Origin of the sequence: Listeria grandensis (assembly GCF_014322885.1) — a bacterium.
Lineage (GTDB): Bacteria > Bacillota > Bacilli > Lactobacillales > Listeriaceae > Listeria_A > Listeria_A grandensis.
In genome coordinates this window covers 144,885-167,465 of the sequence record NZ_JAASUG010000007.1, presented here as the reverse complement: position 1 = coordinate 167,465, position 22,581 = coordinate 144,885, and the positions used below count along the sequence as shown (strand labels likewise).

The window sequence follows — 22,581 nt, the reverse complement described above, 5'->3', positions numbered from 1 at the left end:
GATGCGCATGATGCAAGTAAGAATAGGAAGAGTGGTAGTCATTGCGGGAATCGCTCTTTATGTAATGATACTCTATGTGACATATATTAATCTAATTTCACCAGCGTATAGCTATTACCAACTCATTAATCTACATCCTCCACTTTGGATTATGTTGCTCTCTGGCTTTATGGCAGTTTTACCGAGTTTTTGGTCTGATTACCAGGTGGATCGCCCGTCACAAGTCATTTACTGGATTTTGTATTTATTTGCTTACATCCCCGTCGTCATTATTCCAGACTTTATACGAGAAGATCCACTTGACTCCTTTTGGTTATTTAAATTATCCGTATTCATCAGTCTCGGAACATTATATGTTTTTGGAAAAATACCTTTGATTCCTATTAAAAATAGCAGACTATCAACTTCGGTAGTAAATATCAGTTTATTCCTATACATGCTTATGTTATATGGGATTATTATCCAATCGTTTGGATTTCATGTGAACCTTGTCTCATTCAAAGATGTGTATGGCGTGCGAGAAGTTTTTAGAAGCGAGGCTAGTAGGTTGTCCGGATATGCCATTACCTGGCTGTCAAAAATAATGGATATGTTCCTCATCGCTATTGGTATGTTGAAAGGACAACTTCTACTCATTCTTATTGGTATCTTTGGTCAGGCATATGTCTATTCGATAACGGGTCATAAAAGTGTTGTCTTATCTGCATGTTTGCTGTTTATGGTACTATTTTGCCTTAGAAATAAGGGACGAACATTTGGTATTCGTTTTACTTGGTGTATGAGTCTTTTTGTGGGGATAGCGTTGTTGATGGATTATAGCAATAACACGATTACATTCACTGAAATCTTCACTCGCAGAATGCTGTTATTACCAGGAGCGCTATCCAGTTTATTTTTTGACTTCTTTTCGACGAATCCCAAAACGTATTTAGGCCATTCGATATTTCATTTTTTTGTAGAGTATCCATACAACGCAAATCCAAGTAGCATCATTGGTTTTGTATACTTTGGATCAGAGAAAATGTCTGCTAATGCAAATATGTGGGCAGATGGATACTCCGCTTTTGGGTATGCGGGTGTTATTGTTTTTAGTTTATTGCTAGCCACCATTCTCTGGGTTTACGATAGCATTGCACAGAATCGGAATTTTATGGTTAGTGTAGCATTGATGGTTATGCCGGCATGGAGTCTGGTAGATAGTTCGTTTATTATAGCTCTCATCACAAACGGGATATTCATTGCGATTGCATTGAATTATGTGTATCGCAGTGATTTATGGAAGGGAAAAGTAAATGTCAAATCGGAGAATACTAGTAACGCTATTTAGTGGAAATGGCCTAGCTCAGCTAATAATGATGTTATTTGCACCGATCATTTCACGTGTTTATTCTGAAACAGCAATGGGGACGTATGCTGCTTGTGTTACGGTCATTACTATTGTTGTTAAGGTTGCGAGTTTGAGTCTGGAGAAAGCGATACCTTTAGAAAGAGATATAAGATCAGCTAACAAATTAATGAAATTAAGCTTCACGATTGTGTGGTTGATCAGCCTGGTATTATTTATCTTTTATATCTTTTTTGACATTAGTTTGTTGAATTTCGTAGGTATACATCCTAGCTTTATCACGATGATATTGATTAGCTTAGGTATTATTTTCACGAGCATGATTCAGATTTATAATTATCAAAATATGGCATTAGAACAATATAAAACATTGTCGTCAACTAAAGGAATACAATTTATGAGTACAGGCGTGATTCAAAGTGCGCTATCGTTCTTTCAAGTATTTAAGTCGTCAGGATTACTCCTAGGAGATGTTGGGGGCAAACTAATTAGTATATTAGTATTACAACATGTTGCTAAGAAGGGTCACATGGAAAAGGTGACATTATCATGGAAAGAGGCTGTGGACTTATTAAGAAAACATCGCAATTTCATTTTATACTCGGCACCATCAGGACTGATTAATACACTAGCTTTGCAATTGCCCTTATTGTTTGTTATTGGTGTCTTTACTAGTTCTGATGGCGGACAATACGCTTTGGTTCAAAGAGTTATCGCGGTACCCATTTCTCTTTTGGCGATTTCATTGGCACAGTTTTTTTATAGCTTTGCGGCTAAAAATATCGCAAAAGAACCAGAGAAGGTGTACGAGCTATATATGCGGCTAACATGGAGGCTATTTATCATCATGCTAGTGCCAATGCTCTTATTATTTATCTTTGCTCCTACCATATTTCCATGGGTATTCGGAGAGAATTGGTTATTAGCCGGTCAGCTAGTTCCTGTTTTAGGGGGCATGTTTTTCTCGCAAGCGGTATTTGGCGCGACATCCCAAGTGTTGTACATTATCAACAAACAAGGCTTGCAACTGAGATGGGAATGTTTGAAACTCATCTGTATTATAGGCGTTTTTATGATAGTACAAGTAGATTTTTTATTGGCAATGTATTGTTACGGTATCGTTGTTTCCTTTTTTAATGCGATGTTGTGGTATCTCGGACAACGAAATTTGGCACAAGTATTGATGGCGACGAACGCGAATTATGCATAAGGAGAATCAATTTGATATGGGAAAAATAACGAATGATAAAGGTTACCACATATTGATTGAAAAGAGAGCCAGGATCGTATCTAAACGAATAGTAGACATACTTGTTGCGGTAATAGGAATTATTGTAACAGCTCCGATCATGGTTCTCATTGCCATTTGTATTAAGTTAGAGGATAAAGGACCAGTATTATTCGTACAAACACGAACAGGCCAAAATGGAGCACTGTTTTCTATTTATAAATTCCGTTCTATGAAGTTCTGCCCACGAAATAAGAATCCCCAAAAATACGGTCAGGGGTGGGATAAGGGCGTGCCAGATAGCTTTATTTTCAAAGATAGTTCTGTCGCAAATCCCAATGTCACAAAGGTAGGCGTGATTATTCGTAGGGCAAGCTTGGATGAGCTGCCGCAGTTTTTTAATGTGCTTCTTGGAGATATGAGTATTGTGGGTCCGCGCCCGGAAATACCAGAAATCACGGCTTACTATTCAAAAGAACAAAGAACGCGGCTACTTGTTAAGCCTGGAATTACAGGTTGGGCACAGGTAAATGGACGTAGCTTAATCACGAATGGTGAGAAGATGCGGATGGATCATCATTACGTTTTGCATCAATCATTATATCTGGATATATGTATTCTGATGCTTACGATTAAGGTAGTTTTAACCTCAAAAGGGGCAGTTTAAACGAAGGCGAGGAGATAGAATGTGGAGAAAAAAAGATTTTTAATTACAGGTGGTTGTGGCTTTATCGGTACACAGGTTCTTCGTGAATTACTGGAGACACCTCATGAAATATTTGTGATAGATGATCTGAGTTCTGGAGAATGGACATCGACGTCAGAAACAAGAGTAGCATTAAAAGTGTGCGATATTAGAAGTGAGGAGGCAACAAATTATATACTGGAAGTTTCGCCACACTACGTGATTCATTTGGCTGCGCAAGTGGATGTACCCACATCGATGGCGCGACAAGATGTAGATGCAGATACGAATATCATGGGGACGATTAATATGCTACTCGCCTGTAAAAAAATAGCCAATTTTGAACGCTTTGTTTTTGCATCATCGGCTGCAGTCTATGGCAATAGTGAGACGTCTTTGCTAACGGAACTGTCTGATGCTAAGCCGCATTCTCCATATGGCATGTCTAAATTGGTATGTGAACAATATCTATCCTTGAATGAAAAAATGGATGATTTTCCATACTGTGCTCTCCGATTTGCTAATGTATATGGCAAAAAGAATCGTTTAGGGAAAGATGTTATTTCATGTTTTGGGAATAAGTTGAAGAATCAAGAGGCACCAATACTATTTGGGAGCGGAGAGCAAACAAGGGATTTTATTTTTGTTGATGATATTGCAACTGCCTTAATTTTGGCAACTAAGATCAAAGGAAGTGGTAATTATAATATCGCAACGAACAAGCAGACGTCGATCAATGAGGTATTTCAGCATGTAAGCAATATCCTCCAAATCTCTATAACCCCTAAAAGAATGGCTCCGCGATTAGGGGATGTTTATAATAGTTGTCTCTCGAATCAGAAATTTAAAGACGCAACAGGATGGGAGCCTAAGTACACATTACAAGAAGGGCTTGAAAGAATGTACAATCTAATTACTATATGAAAAGGTTAGCATAGATGGGAGGAGCTGATCATGCGAAAAAAAATAGTGATGTTGCTATTCAATAATTTTTCAAATGATGCGCGCGTTTTAAAAGAAGGGAAAAGCTTGGCGGAAATAGGATATGATGTGGAACTAATTTGCGTGCAAGAAAATAAAAAAGCATTATTGCCAAGCAAGGAGTCCGTCGTACCATATTTCCATGTCACACGTATTGGCGGTGAAAAAAAGCAAAGAGTCACTTTGTTAGCATTATGTTTATTAGTCATCTCGATTGCGATACTGGTTGGAAATCTACTCGGAATACTACTATCCGTTATGGTGTTTTTTATTTTGCAGATCCCAAAAATTCAATGCACTGTTTTGATGGGCATCACGATTATGACAATGGCGGTCGTTGCTCGGAGTAGAAAGGCTAATTATTTCCAAGCGCACGATCTAAATACATTGCCCCAAGCACATTTTGCAGCAAAAAGCAGATTGCAAAAAAAGCAATTAATCTATGATTCTCACGAGGTACAGACAAGTCGTGAAGGTTATAATGGTTGGCTTCATAAAAAAGTCGAACAGTTTTACATTCAGAAAATAGATTTCATGATTGTGGAGAACGATACGCGAGCAGCTTTTAATGAACAATTGTACGGCTTTCTACCAGGTGTTATTCATAATTATCCAGAATATGAAGAAGAAATCACAAATAACAAGTTCATTCATGAGCTTTTAGAACTGCCGCCAAATGAAAAAATATTATTATATCAAGGCGTCATAAATCCAGGACGCGGTTTAGAAAAACTAGTGGAAGCGGCCCCGCTATTTAAAGAAGGGACGCTCGTTTTCATTGGAGATGGCCGTCAAAAAGCCGCTTTGCAAAAAAGGGTAATCGAATTAAAGTTAACTAGCAGGGTGAAATTTATTAGTAAGGTGCCTTTACACGAGTTGAAAAACTACACACAGCAAGCGTTTCTCGGATTTCAAGTGTTGAATAATACCTGTTTCAATCATTATTCCGCTTCCTCGAACAAGCTTTTCGAATATATCGCCGCAGAGATTCCAGTCATAGCATGTGAATTCCCAGAGATTAAGAAAGTAGTGGATGGAGATAAAGTAGGTATTTGTATAGATTCCCATTCCCCAAAAGCCATCGCAGCGGGTGTGAATTATATGATACAAGATCTGGCACGGTATCAAAATTTTAAGGACAATACGAAAAAAATAAAGAAAAAATATATCTGGGATCGCGAAAAGGAGCAGTTAGAATTTTATTATAAGCATCTCGGTTTAAAGGAGCAGAAATGAAAGAAGCCTTGGTCAGTGTTATCATACCAACTTACAATAGTGAAGCCACCGTATTAACTTCTATTCATAGCGTATTAAATCAAACATACCAACATCTTGAAATCATCCTAGTAGATGACTGCTCAAATGATGGAACGGTCGCGCTTGTTAAGAACTTAAAAAATACTCGGATACGCGTCTACGAACTTTCTAAGAATAGTGGAGCCGCAACGGCAAGAAACAAAGGATTAGAAGAGGTTCGGGGACGGTTTATTGCATTTTTGGATAGTGACGACGTTTGGCATCCTAAGAAGTTAGCCCTTCAGATGGCGTTTATGAAAAATAAGCAGATAGGATTTAGCTTTACGTCATATGAAAGAATCGTGGATCATAAAAATAAGAACATTGTGCAAGTACCAAGCTGCATGGCGTACCACGATCTTCTTAAGAACACTATTATCAATTGTTCCACAGTAATTATTGACCGGAAAATAGTTAGTGAAGTGAGGATGCCTGATCTCAGAACGAGACAAGATACAGCGACATGGCTATCGATTCTAAAAAGAGGAAACCATGCGTATGGCTTAAATATCGTATTGGCAGAATACAATATAAGGAAGGATTCGCTCTCCGCTGAAAAAGGAAAAATGGCAGTCCAGACTTGGAAAATGTATCGGACACAAGAGAAGTTAAGTTACTGGTACGCGGCCTTCTGTTTTAGCTTTTATGCGTATAATGCGATCCGCAAAAGAGTAACTAACAAGAGATGAGAGAAGTTGCTCTCTTTTGTATCTGGAGCGAAATTAAAAGGAAGAAAGGGTTTGTGAAGTATGGATAAACAAGAGCAACTTAGACATTTTTTAGATCAAGAATTTCTATCACGGCAGGAGGCGATTGATTATCTTGAAATATCGAAACAATGTTTTCATTCCCTTGTAAATCGAGGGAAAATAACTAGGATAAAGAAAGGTTCCGCGGTCCTATTTTATCGCTATGAAATCGAGCATAGAAAAGAGATTTCACCAGAACTACTTGAAAAATACCGATCAATTCAAAGGGAATCTCCTGAGAAAAATTAAAAAGAGTCGAAGAGAACCTACATATATGAAAATAAGCAGGATATCACGAATTCCATCTTTTTTGAGTAAGACCGTGTATCCTGCCGCATCCAAATCAAGGGAGGTCGTTTGAACACGGGGGTTTATTTGGATTATGTCTAGCGAACTAAAGCATTTCATGTTTTTAGAGAAAGAAAGCGTTTTCTTGTAGGGGGTAATGGACTAATAATTCATTATTTAACTACAGCCAGTGGGTGGATATTCGACTATACTGAAGAAGGAGTGAGGGATTTAAGATTTTAATGATTAGAAGGTTGGGTCGAGATGCAGGAAAATATGATATTTAGCGTGATGTTCATCATTTATTTTTTAACACCTATCATCATATTGCCGCTAGAATACATGATTCGAATGAAAGCGATTATTGCACTGACATTTTGTTTCGGCATATATACGTGCAACTCCTTTCTTTATTCCGACCTTTCTATTTTCGGAGGATGGATTATTTATGCAGCGTTTATCATATCTTTTTATCTAAGTACAAAAGATATGATGGTGACCCTGTTTTATTTGCTAATCGTGAATATTATACTCAATACATCATGGTATTTCAGTTTTGGAATACTGTTGGGTATGGAGGGGTCAAGTAGCATGACTTTTCCTTTTGGAACACTGACCAGCTTAGAAATTGTGACGGGCTATGTTCTGCAGTTTATTTTCATTGTTATACAAAGCGCCATCATGAAAAATTATTTAAATTATAATAGTATGGATTCGCTGAAGGGGTTATTTAAGAGCAGCCTATTAGTAAAAATATTGATTGTGGGTGTTCCCATTTGTATCGAAACTGCAACAGTAGCCATTTTCTTAATACCTGAAATAGACTATCGCTATTCAATGGTTACGATGCTCGTCATGATATTTATTGTTACTTATTTTTTAGGTATGATCAGCCTAAAAATTAAAGTTCGCCAGCAAATTGAACTTTTAGAAGTTATATCCGGGCAGCAAGAAAATCTAGAAAGTAGAAATAGGTATTTAAATGGTTTAAAGCATGATTTTAAGAACGTACTTATTTCTGTAAACCTATTTATCCAAAAGGATGATTATGTAGGATTAACGCATTATTTAAAAGATATTGATGTCATGATGATGGATGCAGATGGAGAAATGATGGAATTGCCTGAAATAAAAAACCTAGCGATAAAGGGGCTATTGTGGGCAAAAATGCTTCATGCAAAATCGGAAGGGATAAAAATAAATATCAAGGTATTGGAAATCATCGAGGGGCTTTCGGTCAATATTACAAAATGCATCCGAGTCTTGGGAATTATTTTAGATAATGCGATAGAAGGCGCGATCGAATCAGAGGAAAAGTCTATCGATATTCTTATTTATAAACAGCAAGGTAGCGTAGTCTTTCTAGTTTTGAATACGGTAAATGATGCGTGTGAAATTGATATGAAAGCTTTATATCATCCCGGATACAGTAGCAAGGGCTGCAATCGAGGCTATGGTCTCTACAATGTAGCGATGATTGTAAAGGATGAACAGCAAATGGCATTCCACCCAAAAATCGAAGGAAATAGTTTTATTGCTAAGTTTATTGTAGATGAAAATAACAAGGAGTTTAAAAAGCATGAAAAGATTATATGTGATTGAAAACGAAAAAATACAACGAGACAGTTTGTTATTTCTCTTGAATGAAAATAAAACGGTATCCTCGATGAAATTTTGCATAGCCGATGAAATTGAGACACCAGAGGCATTACTTGAAGATATAAAGAAGTATAAAGGTAGTAGTCATATTTATTTTTTAGATATTAATTTGGGAACAGGATTAGACGGCATCGAGCTAGCGCTTAAGGTTAGGGAAATAGATCCTACAGGGCTTATTATTTTTGTAACAGCTTTGAAATCAAGGTTTTTTGAAGCAGTGAATTTAGTTATTGAACCACTAGCTTACCTAATAAAATCTAATTTCACATTGGCAGAGTTACAGGCAAAGCTAGAAGGAATTATGGAGCTGATAAGGAGTCGCTATGAAAAGGTCGAGGCATTAGTACTGGAGATAGGAAGGTCGATTTACAAAATTAAACATGAAAATATCTATTTTATTGAAACACAACCACAGTCTAAGAAAACGATTATTCATCTCGAAAAGGAGGTAATGGTTGTTAGCATGCCTATGAAGGGCTTGAAAGAACGATTACTATATACAGAGTTTTTACTGAATTTACAAGCCTATATCATAAATCCGAAAAAAGTGGAGAACTTAGATTTGAGAAAAGGGATGGTATTGTTTAAGAATAAAGATACGATACATGCAGGGAAAAGGACGATGACAAAGATTAAGCGAGAGTTGATAGCACATGGGAATATCATCTAAACTTAAGAGTAAGGTGAACCTATTGTATACCACGATATAGAAACCGCTTTCTATTGTTTTTTTAAATATTAAAATTCCTTTTTTTGTAACACAATGCTGGTTCATTTTGTTGTAAGCTTATAGTAGACACAGGAGCATAAATTGCTTTTGTGAAAAAAGAGAGGAATGAGTATGGTGAGCAAAGAAAAATTGAGAAAAATAGGTGTTATCATTGCAGCCTCGACCATGATAATGACGATTGCACCACTTAATTTCCAATTTGACACAGGTGTGCATGCTGAGGCGGCGGAGAGAGCTTCTGATATGACAAAGCGGAGTCAAGTCCTCCCACGCCCGACAATTACTGGGAAGATTGGTAAGGTGTTTATACAACATCCAGTACCTTCTACAGGCTTGAGTGTTATCGCCCAGGTTCCGGTCAAAGGTTTACCAAATACAAAGGTTATCGTAAATGGAAGGGAATATATGACAAATTCCTCTGGTTTTGTGGAAATTCCACTTTTTCACAAAGAAGGTGAAGATTTTGATATGTACCAAATAAACAGTGCTGGTGATAAAAGTCCTGTGACGCATTATCATTTTGTAGATGACGTTGACCTAATTGATCTTCAATTGACCACGGATATAAAAGCTGGAGATACTTTCGTTACAGGTATTGGAACACCAGGTGCTACGGTTACTATACGAAAAGGTTCTGCTACACCAAGTATAGCGATAGTGGGAGCTAATGGAGAATTTCGTGTTTCCATACCTGCCTATAGTGGTGTGAATGATTCCGTGATGTTCCAAACTTTGGGTGACGCCTATAGTAGAGAAGTCCCGTTGGATAAGAATAAACTTGTTCCTATGACAGTATTCGATGTCCCTTCCGCGGATAGTGAATTGGTGCACGGTAACATGGTGCTAATGGGAAAAGCGACTCCATGGACAGATCTAGAAATACGCGTAAATGGTCAGCTTGTTAGTTCTGCTTATACACACAAGGATGGTTTTTTCAATGCAAATACACCAAAACAAAATATAGGAACCGACGTATCGATTACTCAAGTTTCTAGAACAGGACTTCGTGAGACAAAAGTTGTGAAAGTAGTCGATAAGAGTAAGAATTCGATAAAATTTACTAACTATACTTTTGGGAGCTCTTATTTAAATGGTACGTACACCGGATCTGTGGTTCGTACGCGTATTTATTCAGGCTCTAAAGTATATCCAAGTGCAGGTACTTTTACGAATGGCACATTTAGATATTACTTCGGAGGAGATCCGATTAGTAACATTAATGGACCAATTTATAGATTCCTAGAAGGTTATGACGTAAATAATCAAATTGTGGCTATATTCGGGAAGTATATGTGATGGTAATTCTTGATTTTTGTTGAAGTGGGAGTTAGAAGGTTGAGATGATGAAAAAATTACTATTCCAAAATAGTGAACATCAAAAAATACCGCATAACAAAAAGCAACCTAAATTGATGACCGCAAAATCAATTTAGGTTGCTTTTTTAGTCTAACGCATCCAAGAGGAGCATCAATATAATAAAACACATACCTGCAATTAGCACTATTTTAAACGGAGAAATCTGCTTGGTTGCGGGTTTCTCCGTTTTTGTTTCCACCTGAACTTGAGGCGGGTCATCTTGTGGCATGGCTTTTTGAATAATTGGTTGTTGCACACGCTTGGGTACCACAACAGCTCCTTGTACATACTGCTCTATAATATCATTCGGATCACCCAACAAAGCAATGGCATCCGCTTCCGATATTCCGTTCTCTAAACTTATCGCAATGTGTTCATCCAAATCTTTGATAATACTGGCACGTTCATCTTCCGGTAATGAACGCAGACCATGATGTAGCGTTTCAAAAAAATCTGATCTATTCATTTGGATTTATCTCCTTTCGTAAAGCTGCGATACTTGCCGTGAATTCATCCCATTCTTGCAATGTCTCTTTTAAAAAAATGCGACCCTGGTGCGTGATATGATAATACTTCCGCTGTGGACCAGTAGGCGATTCCACCGTATACGTTGCACAATAACCTTCTTTTACAAGCCTGCGTAAAAGAGGATAAAGCGTACTTTCGGTAATTGGAATATGCTTCTTTATTTGTTGCGTCAAATCGTATCCATAAAAATCATCCGTCTGTAAAATGAAAAGGACACACATATCCAGCGCACCTTTTCGAAACTGTGTCGTTACGCTCATATTCATCCCCCAATAAAAAATTATTCCAGTGCAATCATATGTGATAAGTATAGCAAGTTTAAGGCTTAATAGCAATACTCTTGTTAGCTAGTATGTAGTATATATAATATTTGTGGTTGACAAAATAATGTCCATGTATTATGCTGTTTACAGGTACTATGCATTGCATAATAGTATACTTCATAATATTTCAAAGGAGAATGAACATGAATAAATTAGCAAAAGTAACAATCGCAAGTGGAATGGCATTGATCGTAGGATTTTCAGGATTTGGAGCAAGTGAAGCATCAGCAGCAAAAGCAACAGCCAAGAATCTTTATAAAAAAGTAGAAGTATCGGTAGACTATGGTCGTCAAGAACTAGATTTCGAGTTTGAAGTAAAATCAAACGGTCGCGTGGAAGTAGAATTCGAAAATGATTTCACACGTAAAAAATTACGCGGAGCAGCAGCTCAAACAGAAATCGACAAAGCGTTTGCCACATATAATGTAACGGGTAAAACACGCGCACAGATCGTGAACCATATTCTAAAAACATACAAACTGTCTACGCGTTATCAAGAATTCGATTTTGAGGCGAAATTAAAGAACAACAAACGTGTAGCATTTGAGATTGAAAGATAATCAACCAAGATAATAAAAAATAGGGGAATAATCGAGGTTTAAATGAATTAAACTTGGATTATTCTCCTATTTTTGTTTTCTTATTGAACGGTTTCTTTTGCATTTTGAAGAACAAACGCGCCTTCATGTGTATCGCGTACGCCATTTTCTTTATCATAAATCACCGAACCGCGAAGTACTGTTGCGACGACTTGTGCACCAATTGTACGACCGATATACGGGCTGACTTTATGGCGATACTCCAAGTCTTCTGCTGCAAGCGTGTACGGCGCATTTGGTTGGATTAGCGCGAAATCAGCGTCTTTGCCAATGGCGATATGGCCCTTGTTGCTTAACTTGTATAGATCGGCTGGGTTCGACGCGATCAATTTCGCGAATTGAGTCAGCGCCATGCCGCGTTTTTGTACGGCTTCATCGAACATGATATCGACGTTGTTTTGCAATCCAGAAATGCCACCCCAAGCTGTAAATGCGTTGCCGATCTTCATATCTGGTGGACAAGGCGAGTGATCCGACGTGACAAAATCAATTTCACCTGCAAAAAGTTTCTCCCAGAGACGATCTTGATTCGCTTTATCACGCAGCGGCGGGGCACATTTCGCGGTTGTGCCAATCGTTTCGAATTGCTCTTCGTCAATCGCGAAGTAATGCGTGCACGATTCGCACGTTACTTTTTGACCTTCGTTACGAGCACGAGTTACTTCTTCTACGCCTTCTGGAGTGCTCAAATGGCAAATATGAATTTGGCAACCAGCGATTTTAGCAAGATAAATGGCGCGACGAACAGCCTCTACTTCAGTGAAAACTGGGCGTGATGCCACATAATCTTTTGCGGATGTTTTGCCTTCTGCTTGGGCAACTTTGCCTAATTCATCGCAGATTAACGCATTTTCAGCATGGATTGCTAGAATTTTGTCCATTTTTGCGATTTTTTGCATACCGGCAAAGAAGGAATAGTCGTCTACGTTGCGGAAATCATTATCGACGCCGTCAAAGCCACACGTTGCTAGGAAACACTTATAAGCCGCGACGCCATCTTCGTTTAGTTCGTTCAGGCGATCTAAATTATGCGGAACAAGGCCACCAAAAAGCGCTACATCGACGCTAAGTTTACCTTTTGCGGCATCAAATTTGAGATTTAGAGATTCACGGTCAATCGTTGCTGGTAATTGGTTGAGTGGCATTTCGATGAACGAAGTTACGCCACCTTTTGCAGCTGCTTTTGTGCCCGTTTCATAGCCTTCCCATTCCGTACGACCTGGTTCAGAAATGTGCACATGCGCGTCAACCATACCTGGGGAAACGACGAGACCGCTTGCATCGATGACTTCCTTCGCCTCGCCAAGATCTGCACCAATGGCCACGATTTTCCCTTTCGTTACTGCCACATCTGTTACTACCGCTTCTGTGTCTAAAATCACTTTTCCATTTTTGATAATTAAATCATAACTCATTTCCTTCAACTCCTATGTTTTTAATATGAACTTCTGTATTTTCATCATAAAACGATGGATTTTTCTTGCGGTGAAGTGAGGCGAACACGGCATAAGCGCCGAAAGCGACAATCACACCGACAAACCATGAAAGTCTGGAAACTGGCTCCAAGACAGGGATGAATTTACCACTAAGCGACACAATCACGGCAACGATGGTCACCACGAAGGCGAGCGAATTAAAACCATTTTTGTAATATGAAAATTGACCAGGCTCTGTGTAGAGGCTATCCAAGTTGATTTGGCGCTTCATAATGATGAAATAATGGGCTAGCATCACGCCAATAACTGGGCCAAGAATGCCACCGATAATATCGAGGAATAAGTAAATACTCGCCTGATTCTCCATCAATTTCCACGGGCAAATCAAGACGCTAATAATACTCGCAATCATAACGCCATGCTTATACGTCAACTTCTTCGGGAAAATCGCAGCAATCTGGTATCCTGCCGGAATAATATTCCCTGTCGCGTTCGTTGAAATCGTTGTCATCAGAATAACGAGGACGGCGAAAATCGATGCAAATAAGCTGTCCCATTTTTGCACAATGTCGAGCACATTCCAAGTTTCCGTACCGTAATGAATACTCGCGCCTGCTAAGATACAGACACTGGCTATAGCGAAGAGTACATAAGCTACGGCAAGACCGAACGTCTGACCAGCTGCTTGTGATTTGAAATTTTTTGCATTTTGTGTGAAGTCGGATGCGCTGACTGCCGGCGCTGCCCAAACAGCAACAACCGCATTAATCACGACGAGGAATAAGAAAATGGAATTCCCACCAGTTTGGACATTAGATGGTACGTAATTCACGATATTGCCGAATCCTGCTAAATAAATCGCCCAAATGGCCATCCCGCCGAACACGATGTAAATACATGGATTGAGAATCGCGGTAAACTTGTTTAAAACGCCGCCGCCGCCAAAACCAATCGCAACATTGACCGCCCAGAAAAGCAGGAATGCAATCAAACCAGGAATCGTAATCCCCAGAATGCTAGCCCCACCTCCAATCTCCAAAAATCCAGGCCAAATTTTACCGATTAAGATCAAAAAGGCGAGTGATCCCGCGTAGCATTGCAAACCAAACCACATGATCGCCGCCACGCATCCCCGCAGAATACCTGGGAAAAGTGCGCCACGAACCCCGTAAGAAGCTCGCAGAATCATCGCGAAAGGTACGCCGTATTTCGATCCGGCCGCGCCATTTAACACCATCACCGCAGCGATAATAAAGGCGCTTACAATAATGGCTGCCATGATACTAACGGTGGAAAGCCCGAGGATCAGAAATCCCCCAACCGCCACATAGTTAGGAACGTTATGTACAGAACCCATCCACAATGTGAAATAGTTAAACGTACCCCATGTCCGCTTGTTCTCTGTTTTAGGCAGTAAGTCATCACTATAACCACGAGACTTATATTTTTCTAGTTGTGCATTATCCACCTGAACCATATCGTTTTTTTCCTCCTTTTTGTTTATATATAGCAAGAAAACGCTTTCTTTAATTTAAATATAGCATGTCGCTAAATGTATTTCCTTAGACGTTTCATATAAAGTTTTAAAATCGTTTGTCTGTTTTAGACAAGGTGAAATAGATCACAAAAATAAGGCGTTAACAGTAGGGGAATTCGCAAATAAATGCTAGAATGAAAGAGTGAGAAAAAGCTGCTCGGTGAATGAGGAGAGTGAGAAAAGTGGCTAATTATATTAATGAGAAACATCGTCAAATTGACTTTGATCCATATACATTGCCCATCATTGCCTTACCAGAAGTAATTGCAACCTCGTTTGATCCAATTGGAAAAGCACCGATTATGATTCGCATTGCTGATAAAGATAAAGCGTTTGCAAAGATAAAAGATCCTGGCCAATATCAGGGGATTCTGGAGATCAACTTCAACGACATTAATGAAGAAGACGATTATTGGGGGTTGAGTAAAAAAGAATCCGACGAAATGATGCTTTTCAATAAAAAGCATGCCGAAATTATTCACGATTTTGTGGACCAATTCGATGAAATCAGCCAAATTGTCGTGCATTGCAACGCCGGTGTAAGTCGAAGTAGCGCTGTGGCAATGCAGCTGGCGGAATATACGGATGACTTGGAAACATACGCCAAACTGCGCGAAATCAAGCGTTACTTACCGAATACACGTGTTCTTGCGATAATGCGAGGCGAAGAATTTTAAACCAACTTTTTTAGCTAAATTAGCGCCACAACCTTGCCTGTCATGTTATAATGTAGAGAAATGATTGGAGGGGGTTTTTCGTGGGACGACAAGCTGATCTGCAAGCGATGCAACCGATCGCGATGCAATTGTTCATCAAAAGTATTCTGACAGATCGGTTGGCACATGGTTATTTGCTAGAAGGCGCGCGTGGAACTGGTAAGAAGCGCACGGCTAAGTGGCTTGCCCAGACTCGTTTTTGCTTGGAGAAGAGCGACGGGGAACTTGCTTGTGGCACGTGCAATAATTGTCTGCGAATCGAAAATGATAACCACCCCGATGTTCATTGGCTAGAACCAGATGGCAACAGTATCAAAATTGATCAAGTACGGGAATTGAAGCAGGAGTTATCTAAGCGCGGTATGGAATCGGATCGCAAGGTTTTGATTATCGATAGCGCTGATAAGATGACAGTCCAATCTGCCAATTCTTTGCTTAAATTTATAGAAGAACCAGATGGTGGGATGTTGATTTTATTCCTTACCGCAAATCCGCAACAGATCTTACCAACGATTCAGTCAAGGCTGCAGCCAGTTAGCTTTCGGGCTTTGCCGTTTGAAGCATTTGTTAGTAGCTTAATCGCACAAGGTGTTTTGGAGCAGAAGGCACGCGTGTTAGCCAGTGTTGCTGGAAATGCAGAGCAGGCGCTCGTTTGGAATGAAGATGAGTGGTTTGCCGAAGCGCGCAATGTGACGGTGAAACTATACGAAGGGCTACATCATCAGGGTGTAGATCCTATTTTGCTCATTCATGAATCGTGGATGCCTGTTTTTAAAGATAAGCCGCAGTTACATCTGGGCTTAGAAATGTTGCTACTTTTGTACCGTGACCGCCTGCATCTGTCCCTAAACGACGATTATCGTCCGATTTGTATGGAACAAGAACCGATGCTAAAACAAGGCATCTTACGGAAGTCACTCACAGATACGACTGCTGAAATGGAAATTATCCTAGAAGCCAAGCGCAAACTAGATTCCAATATGAATACACAACTATTAATGGAGCAGCTCGTACTCAAAATTCAAGGGAGGTAGTCTAATTGCCAAAAATTGTAGGCGTTCGATTTAAAGAAGCCGGTAAAATATATTATTTTTCGCCCGAGAAGCTCACGATCAAAGAGGGCCAGGGTGTTATTGTTGAAAACGCACAAGGAATTGAGTTTGGGAAAGCAGTTATTGCTCCGCGTGACGTCGATGAAGAGGATGTTGTTATGCCTCTAAAACGAGTGATACGTGTTGCAACAGACGCAGATTATAAATGTGTAGAGGAGAATGCGGCATCCTGTCAGCGCGCTTTTCTACTCTGTGACGAGAAGATTCATGAACACAACATTGAGATGAACTTAGTGGATGTTGATTATACATTTGATCGTAATAAAATTATTTTTTACTTCACTGCTGAAGGGCGCGTCGATTTCCGGGAGCTTGTGAAAGACTTGGCGTCGATTTTCCGGACGCGAATTGAATTGCGCCAAATCGGTGTACGAGATGAAGCGAAATTACTCGGCGGGATTGGTCCATGTGGCCGGATGCTGTGTTGTTCGACGTTTTTAGGAGATTTTGAACCAGTGTCGATCAAAATGGCGAAAGATCAGAATTTATCGCTGAATCCGACGAAGATTTCTGGCCTTTGCGGTCGTTTAATGTGTTGTTTGAAGTATGAGAACGATGAATACGAAGCGGCGAAGAAAGAAATGCCTGATGTAGGCCAAAGCGTTGTCACACCAGATGGCAAGGCGCGGGTTGTGGGCATTAATCTGCTTGGCCGAATTATGCAAGTTAGATTACCAGATCAAGACGCGGTCATTGAATATGCATTAGAAGAATTACGTCCCTTTAATGCCTTTTCAAAAGCAACCGCGAAGTCATGAGGTGAACGCCGATGGACAAAAAAGCGCTCTTTGATTCAGTCAGTAATATGGAAGAACAAATCGGCGAGTTATACCAACAACTTGGCGACTTAAAACAAAACTTAGGCGAGATGTTAGAAGAGAACAATCGCTTAAACCTAGAAAATGAACATTTGCGTCGTCGTTTAGAAGAACTGGATGGCAAGCAACATGTGAGCCTAGTTCCAGCAGAACAAGAACTTGGCGCGATGGCACCAGCTCGCAAAGAAGCGATGCGCCAAATGATTGAAGTTGGCGAAGGTTACGACAATCTAGTCAAACTGTATAAAGAAGGCTTCCATATTTGCAATGTGCATTTTGGAAGCCCACGTGGAAACGATGAAGATTGTCTATTCTGCATGTCGTTATTAAATAAAAAGTAAAACGCGGCTTTCTCTTATATAAAGAGGGGGCCATTTTTTAGAGGTGATTTAGATGTTAATTGGAGATGAGCGATTAGACCATTTATTAGCGGAGGACTTGCGCATTATTCAGAGCCCGTCGGTGTTTTCCTTCTCTTTGGATGCGGTGTTACTGGCAAGGTTCAGCTATATACCGTATCAAAAAGGTGGACGCATCATCGATTTGTGTAGTGGCAACGGAATCATCCCACTGCTCATCAGTTCGCGGACAAAAGTACCGATTATTGGCGTGGAAATTCAAGAACGGCTCGCAGATATGGCGAGTCGCAGCATCGCCTATAATAGCCTTGCGGATCAGATTGAAATTTTGCAGCAAGATTTACGGGAAGTCGTGCCGATTCTCGGAAAAGGGAAAAATGGTTTTGTGATCTGTAATCCGCCGTATTTCGCGATGGATTCGACGCACGTCAAAAATGAAAACGAGCATTTGCGCATCGCTCGGCATGAAGTACATTGCACATTGCGCGATACGATTCAAGTTGCGGCGGATTTGTTGAAGCAAGGCGGCAAGGCAAGTTTTGTACATCGTCCAGAGCGCTTGCTTGAAATCATCGATATCATGCGGGAATACGGCCTCGAACCAAAACGAATCCAATTTGTGCATCCGCGCATAGAACGAGAAGCAAACACGATTCTAATTGAAGGCACGAAAGGCGGCAAGCCAGGTGTGAAATATTTACCGCCAATCATCACGCAAACCGCAGACGGTGAGTACACGGCGCAAGTGAGGGAGTTACTATATGGCAAAGAGTGATACGCATTATTTTTATGTATTGGCCTGCAAGGACGGTTCCTATTACGGCGGTTATACGACAGATGTAGCGCGCCGGGAGGCCGAACACAACGCCGGGATACGTTGCAAATATACGCGAAACCGACGCCCAGTTCGAGTGATTCATTCCGAATGTTTCGCGACACGCTCTGCGGCAACCAAAGCCGAAGCCGCCTTCAAAAAGTTACCACGCAAAGATAAAGATCAGTATTTACAAGACAATAAGGAGTGAGCTCACGATATGAAAAGCCAAAAAAGCTTTACTGAAACAGGTGATGCAAAAGGAACGCTGTATCTGGTACCAACACCGATTGGCAATTTAGAAGACATGACGATGCGTGCGATTCGAATTTTGCAAGAAGCGGACCTGATCGCAGCGGAAGATACACGTAACACGATTAAGTTACTCAATCATTTTGACATACATACAAAAATGGTCAGTTATCATGAACATAATAAAACGACACGTCAAGATGAGCTTATCCAGAAATTACAGACTGGAACAACGATTGCGGTCGTGAGTGATGCAGGGATGCCATCGATATCTGACCCAGGTTACGAACTAGTAGGCGCTGCAATCGAAGCAGGCATAACGGTTGTGCCACTTCCGGGCGCCAATGCCGCGCTCACTGCCCTCATCGCGTCAGGCCTAGCACCACAACCGTTCTTCTTTTACGGCTTTTTACCGCGTGGCAATAAAGACCGGGAAGAAGCACTGGGCCTCTTAAACCGACGCGAAGAAACATGGATTATTTACGAATCCCCGCATCGCCTGAAAGAAGTTTTAAAAGCGATGAACAAAGTAATTGGAAGCACCCGCAAAATCGTATTATGTCGCGAGTTGACGAAGAAGTACGAAGAATTTTTGCGAGGAACGATCGAAGAAGCGCTGGAATGGGCAAAAGAAACCGAAATCCGCGGTGAATTTTGCGTTATTGTCGAAGGAAACGAAGAAGCACCAAGCGAAGACGAAGAAGTTTGGTGGATGGGCATCCCGATCAAAGAACACGTCGAAAAAGTTATGGAAGATGAATCGGTGTCCGCGAAAGAAGCGATCAAACAAGTCATGAAAACCCGCCAACTCCCAAAACGCGAAGTTTACCAGGCTTATCACGAGCTATAAATAGATGGAAATGAAAATCGCCAGCCCAGCGCAAATCAGGGTTGACGATTTTTTGTTATTATTCAGCGCCTTCACGCTATAAATCAATGTCCATATGGCTAAGAAAATACCAAGTGGAATAAATGGATACAACAGAAAGAACAAGCATCAGAGCGGATTCATATAAGCACATCATAGTTTTTGCATAAAAATGGTTGCGCTTGCTATAATAGAATCAGTAAGAAAAAGGAGGAGTTACAATGACAATGTTACCTAGCATTGGCAAACCAGCGACGAGGGCATTACAAACAATCAACATCACAACACTAGAGCAAGTTGCAGCGCACGACGAAAAAACCCTTTTAAAAATACACGGGGTTGGGCCGAAAGCAGTCCGCATCTTGGGAGAAGCCTTGATAGAACAAGGATTAACGTTCAAAGAATCCCCACAGAACAGCATGGCACCGGCTGTAGATTTTGCAGTATTATGTGATATTGAATGCGACAATGCACCTAAAAAACGCATAATCCGAGACTATCTTATTGCAGCAGCCTCAGGCGATCGAGCCATACTGGAAGACTTACTAGAAGAGAACTTCATCTGGAATGTAGCAGGAGAGTTCCAAATAAAAGGTCGAGAAGCGTTCATTACAGAAGTCTTAGCCCACCTCCAAGAAATCAGCACACTAGAAATCCAGACGCTCCTAACTCACGGCAAAGAAGGCTCCTCGCATGGAACCGTCACCGATAAACAAGGAAAACACGTCTACTACTCCGACATCTTCACCTTCAAAAGCAACAAAAAAGACGCCAAAATCTCAGAATTAACCTCATTCGTAGTCATAGAAAAATAAAGATGGGTTATTACAGATTTCAAAAAAGGTAATAGGCTTTGTGACAAGGAACAAATCCCCCATATTCGAGTATTTTAAGGAAAAGGGGTTATTTGGATTTTTGGCATTTAAATGGCGTCAATTTTCTAAGTTAAATTACACTTATTGATTTTAAGTCTATATATGAAAAGTGAAATGGAGGCACGCGTAGTACCATTTTTTTGTGGTGTCAAAACTTATAATTTTGGCGCCATTCCTTATGTATAGTAGGATCCGATCCGTACATAGCCTTGTAGCATAGATCAAATGTCGGATAAGGGTATGCCCCAAATGGGCGTCGAACTATATCTTAAAAAGTTGGGTAGGAGTGTAGGATTATGGTGATCAATCGAGTGTTTCTTTTTAGGTGAAGATCGCTGAAAGGGAGTATCACCAAAGTACATTTGTGATGCCCTTGTTACATATTGCGCGCATAACCGAAAATAAGGCATAAAGGCGGCATGTGTCTTTTTTGTTGAATGCACGTAAGCGCTATGGGTGAAGAAACGCCTACCAACTCAAAAAGAAAGCGTTATCTCTCATCTTCTTTTAGGTGGAATTTCTTAATTTGTACACAGCTATTCGGAATGAAAAAAGATACAATAAAAGGAAGTTCAAATACCAATATAAAAGGGGAGTCAATGAATGAAAAAAGTACTATCACGATGGCTTGTCGTCTTGATCGTTATGGCAATGATCGTGTCTACGATTCCAGCATACGAACCGTATGCGGAACAAGAAGTGCCTCCAGCAGAAACAACAGTAGAAGGCACACCAGAAAAAACAGATGTTGTAGAAGAGAAAACGGAAAAGGAACAGCAAGACACTCAAGTGGCAGAGGTCCCTTCCGTGAAGGAAGATGGGGATTGGACAGATCCTTACTATGAGGGAGTAAGAAGAGCAAGAAGCGTTGCGGATAAACCAGAAAAAGCAACAATCAAAACCGTATCGAACGGTGTTGGCACAGGTACAGGCGCCATGAATTTATCGTGGAAAGCGATGCCTGGTGCAACGGGTTATAAAGTCATCATTGGAAATGGCTATAACTATGAGTATTTTTCAGTAGGAAATGTGACATCATGGACGACGAAAGGCAAAGGTATTTTCCCTACCAAAGCAGAGTTAGACAAAGGATTGTATCGCTTCCACACAGATGGCAAGGGAATGGAGTTTGCGAATGATCCGACACAGCTCTACGAAAATACGTTTAAAGCAGGAACGACCTGGACATTGCGTGGACAAAAGAAATATATTGTCCGTATTTTAGCCATCTATGCTAGCGGAGATGGCCCAACATCCGATATTACGGAGGCAGTTATGCCACCAGAAACATTACCCGCGAAACCAGAGAAATCAACGATCAAAACGGTATCAAGTGGTGCTGGAACAGGTACTGGTCACATGGATATCTCTTGGCAGGCGGTAGCAGGTGCTATTGATTATAAAGTAGTGATTAGCAACGGCTACAACTATGAATATTTCAATACAGGGAATGTGACGAACTGGTCGACGAAAGGGAAGAAGATATTTCCAACACAGGCTGAAATAGCAAATAAACAATATAAGTTTCACCAAGATGGCAAAGGCGTGGAATTTGCGAGTGATCCACGCGCGTTGTACGAGAATGGATACCAAGCAGGGAGCACGTTTGGTCTTCGTAATCAGAAAAAATATATTGTGCGTATCCTAGCGGTTTATCCGTGGGGAGACGGTCCAACATCGGATATTACCGATGCGACAATGCCAATGGAACAAATGACCAAACCGACAGTAACGAGTCATCGCACAGAAAATGATAAGCATACGGGTTATCTAAATGTGGATTGGAAGGCTGTACCTGATGCAGTTTCTTATAAAATTGGTCTTTTTAATGGGTATAACTATCAATACGTAAATGTTGGTAAAACGACCAACTGGAGTACCAAAGGGAAGAAATTGTGGGCATCCAACGAAGAAATCGCGAATGGTAACTATCAACTGCATGTCAATGGAACTGGTAGTGAACTGCCAATGGATCCTATGAAGACATATACTGCAGCAAACAAAGAAAACCCGAAGGTGAATTATA

The 22,581-nt window shown here is 40.4% G+C and carries 23 protein-coding genes and 1 pseudogene; 20 read left to right on the top strand and 4 right to left on the bottom strand.

Features of this window, described 5'->3' with window-relative positions:
• Positions 1-7: 7 nt before the first annotated feature.
• The 10 genes from HCJ54_RS11055 (at position 8) to HCJ54_RS11010 (ending at position 10,257) form a co-directional block, all read left to right on the top strand.
• Positions 8-1,327 (top strand): hypothetical protein, encoded by a 1,320-nt coding sequence (locus HCJ54_RS11055; RefSeq protein WP_187137668.1) that lies wholly within the window; start codon positions 8-10, stop codon positions 1,325-1,327.
• A complete protein-coding gene (locus HCJ54_RS11050) occupies positions 1,293-2,555 on the top strand; it encodes a lipopolysaccharide biosynthesis protein (protein ID WP_187137667.1) in 1,263 nt (420 codons plus the stop codon). Before HCJ54_RS11055 ends, HCJ54_RS11050 begins: the two co-directional genes overlap by 35 nt.
• A gap of 16 nt (positions 2,556-2,571) precedes the next feature.
• Positions 2,572-3,240, top strand: coding sequence for a sugar transferase (locus HCJ54_RS11045; RefSeq protein WP_187137666.1), 669 nt, complete (start codon positions 2,572-2,574; stop codon positions 3,238-3,240).
• A 21-nt stretch (positions 3,241-3,261) separates the two neighbouring features.
• The gene (locus tag HCJ54_RS11040; RefSeq protein ID WP_187137665.1) at positions 3,262-4,182 is read left to right on the top strand and encodes an NAD-dependent epimerase/dehydratase family protein; all 921 of its coding nucleotides are present in this window, start codon (positions 3,262-3,264) and stop codon (positions 4,180-4,182) included.
• A gap of 30 nt (positions 4,183-4,212) precedes the next feature.
• The gene (locus HCJ54_RS11035; protein ID WP_187137664.1) at positions 4,213-5,475 is read left to right on the top strand and encodes a glycosyltransferase; all 1,263 of its coding nucleotides are present in this window, start codon (positions 4,213-4,215) and stop codon (positions 5,473-5,475) included.
• Positions 5,472-6,224, top strand: a complete 753-nt coding sequence (locus tag HCJ54_RS11030) for a glycosyltransferase family 2 protein (RefSeq protein WP_187137663.1) — start codon at positions 5,472-5,474, stop codon at positions 6,222-6,224. Before HCJ54_RS11035 ends, HCJ54_RS11030 begins: the two co-directional genes overlap by 4 nt.
• 60 nt (positions 6,225-6,284) lie before the next feature.
• Positions 6,285-6,533 carry a helix-turn-helix domain-containing protein gene (locus HCJ54_RS11025; RefSeq protein ID WP_187137662.1) on the top strand — a complete coding sequence of 83 codons (249 nt, stop codon included), beginning with the start codon at positions 6,285-6,287 and terminating at the stop codon, positions 6,531-6,533.
• Between the two features lie 303 nt (positions 6,534-6,836).
• Positions 6,837-8,174, top strand: a complete 1,338-nt coding sequence (locus tag HCJ54_RS11020; RefSeq protein ID WP_187137661.1) for a sensor histidine kinase — start codon at positions 6,837-6,839, stop codon at positions 8,172-8,174.
• On the top strand, positions 8,152-8,901 hold the full coding sequence (locus HCJ54_RS11015; RefSeq protein WP_187137660.1) for a LytR/AlgR family response regulator transcription factor: 750 nt from the start codon (positions 8,152-8,154) through the stop codon (positions 8,899-8,901). The genes HCJ54_RS11020 and HCJ54_RS11015 overlap by 23 nt, the downstream gene beginning before the upstream one ends.
• Before the next feature lie 165 nt (positions 8,902-9,066).
• Positions 9,067-10,257, top strand: a complete 1,191-nt coding sequence (locus tag HCJ54_RS11010) for an Ig-like domain-containing protein (RefSeq protein ID WP_187137659.1) — start codon at positions 9,067-9,069, stop codon at positions 10,255-10,257.
• Positions 10,258-10,403: 146 nt separating this feature from the next.
• Here the strand turns inward: HCJ54_RS11010 and HCJ54_RS11005 are convergent, their stop codons facing one another.
• Positions 10,404-10,784 (bottom strand): DUF1700 domain-containing protein, encoded by a 381-nt coding sequence (locus tag HCJ54_RS11005; RefSeq protein WP_185409444.1) that lies wholly within the window; start codon positions 10,782-10,784, stop codon positions 10,404-10,406.
• Positions 10,777-11,106 (bottom strand): PadR family transcriptional regulator, encoded by a 330-nt coding sequence (locus HCJ54_RS11000; RefSeq protein ID WP_036067634.1) that lies wholly within the window; start codon positions 11,104-11,106, stop codon positions 10,777-10,779. The genes HCJ54_RS11005 and HCJ54_RS11000 overlap by 8 nt, the downstream gene beginning before the upstream one ends.
• A 206-nt stretch (positions 11,107-11,312) precedes the next feature.
• Between HCJ54_RS11000 and HCJ54_RS10995 the strand changes: the two genes are divergently transcribed.
• On the top strand, positions 11,313-11,729 hold the full coding sequence (locus tag HCJ54_RS10995; protein ID WP_185409443.1) for a YusW family protein: 417 nt from the start codon (positions 11,313-11,315) through the stop codon (positions 11,727-11,729).
• Between the two features lie 80 nt (positions 11,730-11,809).
• Here the strand turns inward: HCJ54_RS10995 and allB are convergent, their stop codons facing one another.
• Positions 11,810-13,183, bottom strand: coding sequence for an allantoinase AllB (gene allB / locus HCJ54_RS10990; protein ID WP_187137658.1), 1,374 nt, complete (start codon positions 13,181-13,183; stop codon positions 11,810-11,812).
• A complete protein-coding gene (locus tag HCJ54_RS10985; RefSeq protein WP_187137657.1) occupies positions 13,173-14,681 on the bottom strand; it encodes an allantoin transporter in 1,509 nt (502 codons plus the stop codon). Before HCJ54_RS10985 ends, allB begins: the two co-directional genes overlap by 11 nt.
• Before the next feature lie 242 nt (positions 14,682-14,923).
• On the opposite strand from HCJ54_RS10985, the gene HCJ54_RS10980 reads away from it, so the two are divergent.
• From HCJ54_RS10980 to HCJ54_RS15755, 9 genes and pseudogenes are all read left to right on the top strand, one after another.
• Complete coding sequence (locus HCJ54_RS10980; protein WP_187137656.1) at positions 14,924-15,418, top strand: dual specificity protein phosphatase family protein; 495 nt, start codon at positions 14,924-14,926, stop codon at positions 15,416-15,418.
• Positions 15,419-15,498: 80 nt separating this feature from the next.
• On the top strand, positions 15,499-16,491 hold the full coding sequence (gene holB, locus HCJ54_RS10975; protein ID WP_187137655.1) for a DNA polymerase III subunit delta': 993 nt from the start codon (positions 15,499-15,501) through the stop codon (positions 16,489-16,491).
• A 5-nt stretch (positions 16,492-16,496) separates the two neighbouring features.
• Positions 16,497-17,327: a PSP1 domain-containing protein gene (locus HCJ54_RS10970; RefSeq protein ID WP_036067620.1), complete on the top strand. Its 831-nt coding sequence runs from the start codon at positions 16,497-16,499 to the stop codon at positions 17,325-17,327.
• A gap of 11 nt (positions 17,328-17,338) precedes the next feature.
• The gene (gene yabA / locus HCJ54_RS10965; protein WP_187137654.1) at positions 17,339-17,728 is read left to right on the top strand and encodes a DNA replication initiation control protein YabA; all 390 of its coding nucleotides are present in this window, start codon (positions 17,339-17,341) and stop codon (positions 17,726-17,728) included.
• A 52-nt stretch (positions 17,729-17,780) separates the two neighbouring features.
• Entirely contained in the window at positions 17,781-18,521 is a 741-nt protein-coding gene (locus HCJ54_RS10960) for a tRNA1(Val) (adenine(37)-N6)-methyltransferase (protein ID WP_187137653.1), read from the top strand.
• The gene (locus tag HCJ54_RS10955; protein ID WP_036067614.1) at positions 18,508-18,771 is read left to right on the top strand and encodes a GIY-YIG nuclease family protein; all 264 of its coding nucleotides are present in this window, start codon (positions 18,508-18,510) and stop codon (positions 18,769-18,771) included. The genes HCJ54_RS10960 and HCJ54_RS10955 overlap by 14 nt, the downstream gene beginning before the upstream one ends.
• 9 nt (positions 18,772-18,780) lie before the next feature.
• The gene (gene rsmI, locus HCJ54_RS10950; protein ID WP_187137652.1) at positions 18,781-19,662 is read left to right on the top strand and encodes a 16S rRNA (cytidine(1402)-2'-O)-methyltransferase; all 882 of its coding nucleotides are present in this window, start codon (positions 18,781-18,783) and stop codon (positions 19,660-19,662) included.
• 239 nt (positions 19,663-19,901) lie between these two features.
• Positions 19,902-20,495, top strand: coding sequence for a DNA-binding protein (locus HCJ54_RS10945; RefSeq protein WP_187137651.1), 594 nt, complete (start codon positions 19,902-19,904; stop codon positions 20,493-20,495).
• 1,356 nt (positions 20,496-21,851) lie between these two features.
• Positions 21,852-22,295: pseudogene (locus HCJ54_RS15755) on the top strand (hypothetical protein); the annotation flags it as partial.
• Positions 22,296-22,581: the final 286 nt, after the last annotated feature.